This is a genomic window from Cytobacillus solani, from assembly GCF_006704205.1.
Lineage (GTDB): Bacteria > Bacillota > Bacilli > Bacillales > Cytobacillaceae > Cytobacillus > Cytobacillus solani.
Map to the genome: position 1 here is coordinate 258,775 of NZ_CP041305.1, position 12,296 is coordinate 271,070.

11 protein-coding genes are annotated in these 12,296 nt (G+C 38.7%); all 11 read right to left on the reverse strand.

Going from position 1 to position 12,296, the window contains the following annotated elements:
* Nucleotides 1–18: 18 nt before the first annotated feature.
* The 11 genes from lacD to FI644_RS27225 all read right to left on the reverse strand — a co-directional run bounded on the left by lacD (nucleotide 19) and on the right by FI644_RS27225 (nucleotide 12,197).
* On the reverse strand, nucleotides 19–1,002 hold the full coding sequence (gene lacD, locus FI644_RS01340) for a tagatose-bisphosphate aldolase (protein ID WP_142107878.1): 984 nt from the start codon (nucleotides 1,000–1,002) through the stop codon (nucleotides 19–21).
* 15 nt (nucleotides 1,003–1,017) lie between these two features.
* On the reverse strand, nucleotides 1,018–1,953 hold the full coding sequence (lacC, locus tag FI644_RS01345) for a tagatose-6-phosphate kinase (RefSeq protein WP_142107879.1): 936 nt from the start codon (nucleotides 1,951–1,953) through the stop codon (nucleotides 1,018–1,020).
* A 22-nt stretch (nucleotides 1,954–1,975) separates the two neighbouring features.
* The gene (gene nagA / locus FI644_RS01350) at nucleotides 1,976–3,124 is read right to left on the reverse strand and encodes an N-acetylglucosamine-6-phosphate deacetylase (RefSeq protein WP_142107880.1); all 1,149 of its coding nucleotides are present in this window, start codon (nucleotides 3,122–3,124) and stop codon (nucleotides 1,976–1,978) included.
* Nucleotides 3,125–3,169: 45 nt separating this feature from the next.
* A complete protein-coding gene (locus FI644_RS01355; RefSeq protein ID WP_053475097.1) occupies nucleotides 3,170–4,336 on the reverse strand; it encodes an AgaS family sugar isomerase in 1,167 nt (388 codons plus the stop codon).
* A gap of 19 nt (nucleotides 4,337–4,355) precedes the next feature.
* Entirely contained in the window at nucleotides 4,356–5,222 is an 867-nt protein-coding gene (locus tag FI644_RS01360) for an ROK family protein (protein WP_142107881.1), read from the reverse strand.
* Nucleotides 5,223–5,494: 272 nt separating this feature from the next.
* On the reverse strand, nucleotides 5,495–6,253 hold the full coding sequence (locus tag FI644_RS01365) for a carbohydrate ABC transporter permease (RefSeq protein ID WP_082620698.1): 759 nt from the start codon (nucleotides 6,251–6,253) through the stop codon (nucleotides 5,495–5,497).
* Nucleotides 6,254–6,342: 89 nt separating this feature from the next.
* Nucleotides 6,343–7,263, reverse strand: coding sequence for a carbohydrate ABC transporter permease (locus FI644_RS01370; RefSeq protein ID WP_053477479.1), 921 nt, complete (start codon nucleotides 7,261–7,263; stop codon nucleotides 6,343–6,345).
* 85 nt (nucleotides 7,264–7,348) lie between these two features.
* The gene (locus tag FI644_RS01375; protein WP_142107882.1) at nucleotides 7,349–8,593 is read right to left on the reverse strand and encodes an ABC transporter substrate-binding protein; all 1,245 of its coding nucleotides are present in this window, start codon (nucleotides 8,591–8,593) and stop codon (nucleotides 7,349–7,351) included.
* Nucleotides 8,594–8,660: 67 nt separating this feature from the next.
* Nucleotides 8,661–9,956, reverse strand: coding sequence for a Gfo/Idh/MocA family protein (locus FI644_RS01380; RefSeq protein WP_142107883.1), 1,296 nt, complete (start codon nucleotides 9,954–9,956; stop codon nucleotides 8,661–8,663).
* 85 nt (nucleotides 9,957–10,041) lie between these two features.
* On the reverse strand, nucleotides 10,042–11,091 hold the full coding sequence (locus FI644_RS01385) for a LacI family DNA-binding transcriptional regulator (protein WP_142107884.1): 1,050 nt from the start codon (nucleotides 11,089–11,091) through the stop codon (nucleotides 10,042–10,044).
* A 374-nt stretch (nucleotides 11,092–11,465) separates the two neighbouring features.
* A complete protein-coding gene (locus FI644_RS27225) occupies nucleotides 11,466–12,197 on the reverse strand; it encodes a GntR family transcriptional regulator (RefSeq protein ID WP_053475091.1) in 732 nt (243 codons plus the stop codon).
* Nucleotides 12,198–12,296: the final 99 nt, after the last annotated feature.

The window sequence follows — 12,296 nt, forward strand, 5'->3', positions numbered from 1 at the left end:
TAGTCACCGCTCATAAAATTAATTTACTTTATCAAACCAGGGGCTGGCAGTCTTCCTTAATACTGCATTTAATTCCTCAATATTTCTCTTTCCTGTATTCTGCAGCCAGTCGCGTCCTGCTTTTTCCCCATCAGCGGCAAATGGAGCCACGCCATCCTTCCAGGTTGCACGCCCACATAATACCCCATTAAAAGTAGATCCCGAATTTTTAGCAAATGTTAGTGTTTCTTGGAATAGCTTTGCACTTACACCAGCACTTAAGAAGATAAACGGAAGCCCAGTTGCCTGACTTTGTTCTTTGAAATAAGATGCTGCTTCTTCTTGACTATACACAGCCTCGCCTTTTGCATAGCCTTCTACAAAGTTCATATCTACAGGAACTTCTACTTTCAGCACATCCACATGATACTGTGGCTTAGAAAATTCCCTCATTGCTTCAATAACCTTATGAGGCTTCACTTTTGCATACTCCTTACTTTTCGCATCAGCAATTTCAGCATCATATGTAACAATTTCTAAGAAAAACGGAATGTCTTCAGCCACACACTCTGACCCAACACGCTCCATGTAAACATGTTTATAATCGTTAATTTCTTCAGACTGATCCACATCATAATAAAGCAGGAACTTAACGGCATCTGCGCCAGCTTCTTTCAAACGTTTTACTGACCATTCAGATAATAAATCCGGCAAACGTCCCACATCTGTTGCATCATAGCCCGTTTTTTCATAAGCCACTAATAAGCCGGCATTTTTATCGCGTACCTTTGCTGCAGGTAAACCATATTCAGGATCTAGCAAAATAGATGTGGAATATGGAGTTAATTCTTCAGAAATTAACTTTTTAAAGTTAATCACTCCTGTATCACCAATTTCATTCGAATGAGCAGCGATCATTTTTTTCAAAGATCCGCGCTGATCGATTGCTAATGCACCTATTACACCATTTTCATCTGATAAACGTTTTAGTGCTTCCAATTTATTCGTGGTAAGTTCCACCATCATCATTCTCCTCTATTAATCTATTTTTTCTACCTTCACTAAATCAAAGTATTGGTCAAACTTTTTCATATTAATAGAACCAGTTCCAGCTTCCATTGCATTTAACATTCCAGTCACCATCGCTGTTTTCAGCAGAGTTTCTGTAGATTTCTCCCGTTGCATGGCCACCGCAAAGCCCGCGACGGTCGCATCACCAGATCCTACAGGATTGATGACATCTATTTTTGGAATCGTCACCCGGTAATCGTCTGCCAGATGCCTGACGAAGGCACCCTCACTACCCATGGATACAATAATCCATTCAATTCCTTGGAACATAGCATGTTTCAAGGCTTGCTGAATACTATTTGTATCATTATTCACATCTGTACCAAGCAATTGAGATAATTCTGTTGTATTCGGTTTAATGGCAAATGGCTTTTCGTCATGCAGCAACACCTGTTTCAATGCTTCCCCTGAAGTATCCAGAATTACTGGGACGCCTCTTCCTTGGGTGATCCCCACCATCTTGCAGTAAAAATCAGGCGGTAAGCCTTTTGGCAAACTGCCTGAAATGGTCACAAGCGAAACCGAAGAAAGCAAATCTTCATATTTATCTATAAAAGCTTTCCCTTCTTCTTCAGATAATGTTGGACCTGTTTCTAAGATTTCTGTTTGCATGCCTTCATGAAGAATCGCAATACAATTTCTGGATTCCTTTTCGATTTTTAAAAAGCTGTTGGGGATGGAACTTTTGTTTAATTCTTGAATGATATAATCACCAATCGTTCCTCCCAACACACCGGTTGCTAACACGTTCTCACCCATTTGTACAATTACCCTGGCAACATTTAAGCCTTTGCCGCCTGCAGTTTTTCGAACATGTTCCACACGATTGACATCATCTAATTTAAATTGGTCAACCTGATAAGATATATCAACCGATGGATTCATTGTTACAGCTAAAATCATCGCAATCACTCTTTCTGGTTGTTTAGACTCGATAACGGCAGACACCATCCAAATAAGTTGCTATTAAATCCATGGAAGGATTCAATACGATAAAGTCGGCAGCATACCCTTTCGCAATCCTTCCGCATTCACTATCCATTTGAACACTTTTTGCCGGTGAAGTACTTGCCATATAAATTGCTTCTGACGGTGTGGCTATCCCCCACTGGACAACGTTTTTAACCGCATCCTTTAATTGCAAAATACTGCCTGCCAAACTCCCGCCTTCCATTCGGGCAGCGCCATCCTTCACCTCGACAGGAAATTCTCCTAGTTGATACATTCCCTCAGGCATCCCGCCTGCCATCATACAATCCGTTACCATAACCATTGAATGTCTGCCACGAGCATTCATTAAAATGTTTGCAGCCACAGGATGAACATGGTGACCATCACAGATAATTTCGGCAAAAACATCTTTAAGGCTCATCGCTGCACCAACCATTCCTGGCTCGCGATGGTGCAGTCCACTCATCCCATTAAACGTATGAACAAAAATGGATGCCCCTCTTTCGACCGCATGCTTCGCTTCTTCATATGTTGCATCACTATGGGCTAGCGCAACTGCAATCTTTTCTTTCACTGCATACTCAATAAATTCTGCTGCCCCTTTTCTTTCAGGAGCAATCGCAATTTTTTTTATTAATTGATTCGATCGTGCCTGCCAGATGTCCAGTTCAGCAATTGAAGGATCACGGAAATATTTTGTATTCTGAGCCCCTTTATGCTTTTCTGTAAAAAATGGCCCTTCCAAAAAGATTCCTTTAATTTTTGCCCCTTGCACCTTTGAATAATTGGCTCCAATCATTTCAACCACTTTATTTAATAATTCATGAGATGATGTTAGAGTAGTAGGCAAAAAGGAGGTGACGCCACAGGATAACAGACCTTCTGAAATCTGGTTCAATCCATCAAAGTTATGATCCATAATATCGTGATTCTTAAAGCCATGAATATGTGTGTCTACTAAACCAGGCGCAATCCAATGTCCACGATAATCGATGATTTCAGCTGCTGCATCCGGTCTCTTTTCTGTAAAAGCACCAAACTTCCCATTTTCAATTTCTAAGAAGCCTGGGCCTGCCACTTGATCATCAAGAAAAAACTGATCGGCACAAATGAATGTAGACATGTTTATTTCCCCTTACTTTTAAAAAGTTCTAGACTGCCAAATCTATTATTCATATCTATGAATAATAACGCCTTTCACTACACGGTTAACCGTTCCGGTTGGTGAGGGCGTGTCAGGGGTATTTCCTACTTTAATAGAAGCCAATAGCGAGATCGTTTGCCCCACCATCACGTATGGCAATGCCAAGTAGGCATCTGGAATGGATTGGCCATTCCCATCAAATGCAAAAGTGTCCCCATCATAATTCGTCATGCCCTTGACTTCAATGGCGCAGATATAGTCGGCAATTTCATCATGCTTTAATTCATTTAACATATCTAAGTCATATTGACGTGAATATGGATGATTTGAAACGAAAACAAAGGCTACTGTTTTTTCATTGACAAAAGATTTAGGGCCATGACGGAACCCTAGCGGCGAATCATATGCAGTAACAATTTTTCCAGCTGTTAGTTCTAAAATTTTTAATTGTGCTTCTTTTGACAAACCTTCTAAGCTGCCAGAACCAAGGTAAATAATTCGATCAAAATCGCGATCAATCATATGCTGAATGTCCTGCTCTCTATGAATGACACTTTCACCCATTCGACGAATGGCTTGAACAATTTCCATTTTTTCTTCCAAAGCTAACGAATCAAAAACAAGCAGCGCTGTTAATGTCATGCATGAGTAACTTCCAGTCATGGCAAACCCTTGGTCATTCGCTCTTTCGGGCATAAGCAATAACAGATTATTTTCGTCCCCTTTTGCTCTGCGCGCCAACTCTCCTCCAATCGCACAGGTAATTGTTAACTGATAAAGATTGGTTACAAGCTGTTCAGCTAATTCCACAGCTGCTACACTTTCCGGGCTATTGCCGCTTCGTGCAAATGAAACGAGCAAGGTTGGAAAATCCGCCTTAAAGAACTCATATGGATTGGACACTAAAGTAGTTGTCGGGATACTTGAAAATTCCCATTTATGCTCATCCACTTTCCCTTTTAAGTAAGGTGTAACCGTATCACCAACATACGCAGAAGTCCCAGCACCGGTAAAAATGACTCGAATTCGTTCATGCTTATCTGCTATTTTCTCTAAGAAAGCTTCAATTTCTTCTCGCCTCTGCTCATACAGTGTAAACGTTTCATCCCATAATTCAGGCTGCTGCTTGATTTCCTCAGTAGTAATGAACGCACCTAAGGTTGTTAATTTTTCTTTACTAAATGTAAACATTTCCGACACTCCTCTTTTATCACTTCTCAAATACTCGTAAGCCTGCGCCAACAATGCCATTATCTTGCTTTAATTTGCTGATGCTCATTTGCTCTAAGAGATGCTGCTGTTCTGGCAATTGAAGAATTTTCAGTTTTTCTTTTATTAAATCAAGCAAAAAAGGATTATTAACAATGACGCTGCCGCCAAAAACCATTCTATGCGGGTCTATTAAACTAGAAATAGAATAAAGTCCTTGGGCCAAGTGATTAGCCATTTCCTCAATGATTGGCTGACATTCCTCTGATCCATTTAAATAGCCAGTAAAGACATCTTTTGCTGGTATACCCGCTATTTTCTGAATCCCAGGGCCAGCAGAGATTTTTTCTAACCGTTCATTGCCCATCTTTGAAAGAACTGGAATGAGCCCTAGTTCCCCTGCAAAACCAGCTCCTCTGATAAAGGCTCCATGATGAATAATCGAACAGGCAATTCCTGTACTGATTGTCACGTAAACAAACGTTTCATTTGTGCTTCCTTGGCCTGTTTTCCATTCAGCAAACGCAGCCATATAGACGTCGTTATCCATGGCAATTGACTTTGTGCCAAAATATTCCTTTAATCTTGCAGCAACCGAAAACTGCTTCCAAGGCAGATTGTTTTGAAAAATAGCAATGCCATTCTCACGATCGACCTTCCCAGGCACCCCGACGCCAATACCTTCGATGTCAGAAAATGGTGTCCCTTCAAGTAGTTGTTCAACCGCTGTTACGACTTGCTTAAACATGTTTTCGCGGTCAGTTGAATCACTTTTCACCTCTACACGGTGAAGCAATTCTCCTGATTCTAAAACGATTCCCGCAGCAATCTTTGTCCCTCCAATGTCAATACCAATAGCTTTTTTCATCTTTTCACCCCTAAAACGAATACGTCCTCTACATTGTAAACACTTATTAAATGAATCCCACCTTCAGCAGAATCTACATTTTAAAGTTGGGTTGTTGGTACAAGTTATACTTAATAAAAACTCATAGCTAATGTACTATGAGTCTTTTTAATGTCATTTAATATGAAGCCACTAAAAGAAAAGCCAGTCTTCACAAACTTTCCTATTATCAATGTAATTTTATAATACTACTACTTGTTGGGTCAACCCGACGCAACAAAATATTTAGCTACTTATTTCCCTCCTGTTACTGCAATTCCTTCAATAAATTGTTTTTGCAAAATGATAAATAAAACGAGCATTGGAAGGATCGCTAAAAAGGAGCCTGCCATCAATATTGGGTAGTTTGTTAAATATTGACCTTGAAGCGAAGACAATCCGACAGAAAGTGTCATCGATTCTGGTGAACTATTTACAATCATTGGCCACATCAACTCATTCCAGCTCCAAAGAGTAGTGAAAATACCGAGTGCAACCAATCCAGGCTTCGCTAAAGGAAGCATAATCTTCCAATAAATTTGGAAATGATTGCATCCATCCAGTCTGGCTGCTTCCTCCAGTTCTTTCGGAAGCCCCATAAAGAATTGCCTTAGCAGGAAAGTGCCGAATGCACTAAACAAACCTGGAACTATTACAGCTTGTAATGTATTTAGCCATCCTAATTTTACCATAATCATATATTGTGGAAGTAAAAAGACTTGCCCTGGCACCATTAAAACAGCTAACGCTAGCAAAAACAGGAAGTTTCTGCCGGGAAATTCAATCCGAGCGAAGGCATAGGCGGCTAGCGAGCATAAAAATACTTGTCCTACCGTCCGTACGATCGTAATAATAAGTGTATTTAACATAAATTTTAAAAAAGGCAGGAGTTCAAAAATTTCTTTGTAGTTCCCCCACTGGAATTTATCGGGAAAAATAACAGGAGGAACATGAATAGACTCCGCGTACGTCTTTAATGAGGTTAAGATCATCCATAAAAAAGGAACAACCATTGCTACAGATCCTAAAATTAAGATGAAATGGATTAGGAATGTTTTACTTGTCACAAGCTGTCTTGCTCTTTCCAATGGTTCTCCCTCCTTTAATCATAATGAACCCATTTTTTCTGTAAGACAAATTGAATAGCTGTGATAATCAGAATAACGATTAATAATAGAACAGCAATTGCCGCTGCATAGCCCTTATCGTTTAATACAAACGCGTGCTGATAGAATAAATAGACAATTGATTGCGTATTTTCTAATGCAGTACTGCTCTTTCCAATCATCATGAATATTAAGTCAAACACTTGAAAAGCACCAATTAGTGACATGATACTCACAAAGAAAATAACAGGAGAGAGTAGAGGCAATGTAATCTTAAAAAACACTCTGATTGGGCCTGCTCCGTCCATTTCAGCTGCTTCATAATAAGTTCTCGGAATTCCCTGTAAACCGGAAAGAAATATAACCATGTTATAACCAATTCCACTCCAGATTGCTACTGCAATAAGCGAATATAGTGCAATTTTTGGATCACTTACCCACTGTGGACCTTTGATTCCGATTAATGATAAAAGATAGTTTAGCAGTCCATAATCAGAATTATAAAGCCATTTCCAAACCATGGCGATTGCCGCCGGCATGGTTATAACAGGCAGGAAATATAAGGTACGATAAACAGATTTCCCTTTGATTTTCTGATTCAGAAGCACCGCTACTAGAATGGATAAGAAAATTCCAATCGGGACCGTAAATATAATATAAATCCCCGTATTCTTAAATGATTTAATCAGGTTAGAATCCTCGAACATTCGCTTATAATTATCTAGGCCTGTCCATTCATACTGACCAAATGCTCCCCATTCAGTGAAACTATAATAAAAGGTTTGGAGAATCGGCCATAAATAAAAGATCATTAAGCCTAGCATAGTAGGGGCAATCATAAGATAAGCCCAAAAGTAATCTGATCGCTTCCTAGTATTTGCCAAATTAGAAACCTTAACCTTTGTATTCGCTTTCACTTCAGCTTGTTGAGGAATTCCCTTCACTTTATTCCCTCCTTTTAAGGAAAGTGAAGAGAAGAAATAGATTCTTCCCTTCACTTCTTTATTCATTAGATAGTGATTCATTCGCCTTCTTCGTTAACTCTTTTACTGCATCTTCAACACTTACTTCCTCACTCCAAGCTTTTTTAAGGACATCGATTTCATACTGCCAAATTTCCCCTGTGCTTTTCACACTAGGCAATGGAACAGAATATTCAATTCCATCAATAAATGCTTGAAGATTTATCGTTGGAACAGCTTGTTTCCAAGCATCTTGTGTACCATTGTAAGCAGGAATAACTGTACCAGTAGCAGCAAATATTTCTGCTGCCTCCTTAGAGCCCAGGAATTGAACAAACTTCCATGCAGCATCTTTATGTTTTGTATTAGCAGCAATTACATTGGCTAGTCCATGAATAGCGACTGCACGCTGTTTTCCTTTAGGGACAACAGCTACATCTACATCCGGATTTTTTTTATACTCTGGAACCATCCAAGGACCATCAAACATCATCGCAATTTTGCCAGATGAGAATAATTCAGAAGCAGCCGTTTCTGTCATTTGCGCTTGTGTTGGTGATAAGCCTTCCTCAATGAAACTAACATTGTACTTAAGTGCTTCTATTGCTTCTGGCTGATCAAATCCGACAGACTTTCCATCCTTAGAAATAATATATCCGCCATTTTGCCAGATGAAATCATAATAGCCGCCTTGGTTGCCCATTAAAGCTGCATAACCCCATATCCCTTTTTCTTTATTTGTTAATTTTTTTGCAACCTCTTTTAACTTATCCCAATCCCATGTATCATCTGGATATGGAACTCCAGCTTCATCAAAGATTTTTTTGTTATACCATAAACCAGTTGTATCCAAGTCTTTTGGAATACCGTAAATGTCTTCATTCACTGTATAGAGTTCGATTAATGATTCAGGGTAATTATCTAAGCTATAATTATCTTTTTTTGCAAGATCAGTAAGCGGAAGGATTACTTTTCCATCAGCATATTGATTCACATGAGCACCATTCATCCACATAACATCCGGCAATGCAGAACCTGTTGCAGCCGTTTCTAGCTTTTGAAAATATTGACCATAAGGAGTAATTTCCGTCTTCACTTTAATGTCAGGATATTTTTCGTTGAATGATTTGATAATTTCATCAATGGCAGGGACTTGTTTCTTATCCCAAAATCCATATGTAATTTCTACCTTCCCATCTCCAGATGCAGCGTCATCATTACTGCAGCCAGCTAACACGATGAATCCTATCATTACTGTTACTAGCATCATTAGCCACTTTTTCATCTTTTTCCCCTTCTTTCAATATAGTTTAATAGACTATTAAATCAAATACTCCAAAACATCTACGTCCTTATGAGCGGTACTCAATTGATATACTTGTGGAATTAGCTGCTAAACTTGCATAATAATCGTCAATATTAATCGATTGACCTTGTTTTAATCTTGACTCTTCCGCTGCAAATGCCATTAGATGGCTTCTTACTGAAGCAGATGCTGAAGAAACACTGCCTTCCTCACTTCCAGATCGAACTTCTCTTAAGAAAGTTCTGATTATGCCGTTATCACCACCCCCATGTCCGCCAATTGGATTGTCAAATTTTATGATCGTTTCATGTTTCGTAAGAAAATCAAAAATAGAAATTTGGTTTTCATCCATATTTCCACGTATTTCCCCTTTTGTTCCCATGATTTGAACAATGCGCGTTTGCTCTCTAGTGAAGCCGCACATGCTGAATGTAGCTGTTGCTCCACCCTCGAATTCCATATTGACTACTTGATGGTCTACTACATTATTATCTGAGCGATACACACATTTTCCGTATGAGGTTTCATTTAATGCTTTAATAATTCCTTCATTCGTATAATCCTCTGTAAACTTCTTTGCCCACCCTTTGCCTTCACCGAGGTAATATCTTCCAGCATGGAATGGGCATTCATGTTCAACTGGGCAGCCATCTAAACATCTCTTTGGTGCTCCAATTGGTGCATTCTCTTCCTTAAAATGCATAAGGGAACCATAAGAACTTACACGTTTGCAATCCTTACCAATCACAAAAGAAATAACATCCATATCATGACATGACTTTTGCAAAATCATTGGACTTGATTTTTCTTTATTATTCCAATTGCCTCGTACAAAGCTATGAGACATATGCATCACTTCTACATTTTCATTTAATTGAAGCGATACGATCTCGCCGATTTCTCCTGAGGAAATCACCTTTTTAATCGTGGCCCAAAATTCCGTATACCTTAATACATGGCATATGGTAAGCTGCCGATTATACTTTTTGGCTGCCTGTTCCATCACGATGCATTCCTTTGGATCTGGGGACATCGGTTTTTCCAGCAAAACATGATAACCCAGTTCCAGCGCTTTCATGGTCGGCTTAAAATGATTGCGGTCCAGTGTACAAATAATCGCGATATCTGCAATTTTTCTTTCCAGGCTGAATACTTCTTCCCATGATTCAAAACAAAATTCATCGGAAATCGTATGTGCTTGTTGTAATTTGGTTCTTCTTTCCATATTCGGCTCTGCAACACCGATGATTTTTAGTTCATTTGGGTAATTCTGCGCGTATGGTGCATAGGCTCTTACTCCTCTATCACCAGCTCCGATAATAATCGCTGTTAATGGTTTCATGTTAAATTCTCCTCATCTTTCGTTTTCCGATTATTTTCCTCATTTTAGCCAAACGTTTTCCACTTACTTTTAAAAAAAGAACCACTTAGGTTCGTTTTATGTTAGATGATTCCCGAAGGACTAATTCAAAAGGCATTATAATCTTTATTGGAAGGTTAATTTTCCCTTCTACCATTTCCATAATGGTTTTCGCTGCCATTCTTCCCATTTCATATTTTGGGATTTCAACCGTTGAGAGCTGTGGGGATGAATATTTACTCATTTCAATATTATCAACCCCAAAGAAAGCGATATCATCTGGAATTCTAAGCTCATTCTCTCTAGCAGCTCTCATCGCAGCGATAGCCATTAAGTCACTCGCACACACCATTGCGGTTGGCAAATGCAGCCGCTCTTCTTTAATCAAACTTCCCATTTTTTTATAGCTATTTTCCATTTTCCACTTTGTATGTATGATCCATTCGGGTCGAATGGTCAACCCTGCATCTTCCATGCCGTGTTGAAATCCTTTGAAACGGTGTTCAGCATACAGACCTTCTAACGTTTCATTCATGCCTCCACCAATAAATCCAATGTCTTTATGACCTTGATCAACTAAGTGCTTTACCACCATTGTGACCGCAGCCTCACGATCATAATCCACGGTCGCTATATTTTTATCCGTGTAAAAAAAATCTAATCCAACTACAGGTATATTTTGTTGAATATATTCGATAATACTGCAATCAATCTGATCGATAAGAAGCAGTCCTTCAATCCCCAACTCATGAATGGTCTTGAGAAGCAGAGCCTCATTTTCTAGCTCGTCCTTGGTAATACTAATCAAGCTGTAATCATTTTTGGCTAATGCATCACGAATACCTGTATAAATCGTTGCAAAATATGGATTCATTTCTGCTTGTTTTGGATTCGCTACCCATCCAATTTTCATTGTTCTTATACTATTCTTCTCTTGCTTGTTAGCAACTAAATTTCGAGCATGCTTATTTGGCACATACCCTAACTCCTTAACAGCTTCCCAAATTTTCGCTTTTGTTTCCTGGTTAACATTTCGAGTCTGATCGTTTTGAATGACTCTCGAAACAGTAGAGATAGAAACGCCTACATATTCCGCAATATCCTTCAATCTTGTCACTGATAAAACACCTCTTAATTATGTACTTATGATCCTTCTTAAATAGGATACCAAATTTTTATCCTATTTAAGAAAGATCTTTTGAATTTTATAAATATTTTAAGAGTCGTTTTATTTCTATGCATAATATGAATCTACTACCAATTTTGCTGTTGGGTTGTAGGTACAAGGTTAATAAAAAAAAATGAACTTCTACTTAATTAGTTTTTTAAAAAAAACCTTTTCTTGTTAACAGAAAATTTTAAGTAATATAAATATAAACTCTTCAATATTAACCTGTCAACCCAACAACTAAAAATAAACCATTTTTCCTCCACATTTTTAAGATCTCTTGATAAAAAAATACTCATAGCCAAAATGCTATGAGTATTCATTTATGTTAGCTCTGTGTAAAAACGGCAGCGGTCGCCTCGTACAATAGATACACAAAATTCAACAGGCACTCCATTCATATCATAGGCAGTTCGTTCGAGCAGCAGTGCTGGGCGGCCCTCTTCCGTTTGAAGGTACTCACTTTCTTCAGAACGAATAAGAACGGGTTCAAATGCCTCTTTTGCTCTCGTTACTACGATATTAAATTGCTGGGCAAATAAATCATATAAGGAGATTTCACCTACTTTTTTTAGGTGATCGATTTCAGAAACAATCCTTTTAGGAATAAAAGATGATTCCAAAATATAAGGCTCATTATTAGCGCAACGAAGACGTTTCATTTCTATCACATGATCATTTTTTCCAAGCATCAGCGCTTCTCTAATTTTTGCAGTTGGTTTAGATTCCTCTATTTTTAGAATGATATCCTTTGGGTTCATTCCTTTTTCTTTTAACACTTTGCTAAAACTATAAAATCCCATTAATGACTGCTGCAATTTTGGCTTTGCCACAAATGTACCTTTTCCTTGGATTCGATAAAGGATGCCTTCCTGTACTAGCTCCTCAATTGCTTTTTTCGCCGTGTTTCGGCTTACACCGAATTGTTCCATCAGTTGGTTCTCAGATGGAATTTTATCTTCATGTGTCCACTGACCGTCCTGAATCGCCCCCTTCAATCTCTCCATTAATTGGTGATAAAGCGGGATGACACTGTCATGCTGCAATGGTTCCATTATCCTAAGCCTGCCTTCCAAACATTCTTTTAACAAATTATATCATTGACCCTTATCGTGTCAACCCAACAAGTAATGGCAAATAAGAAGGTCTCCAAA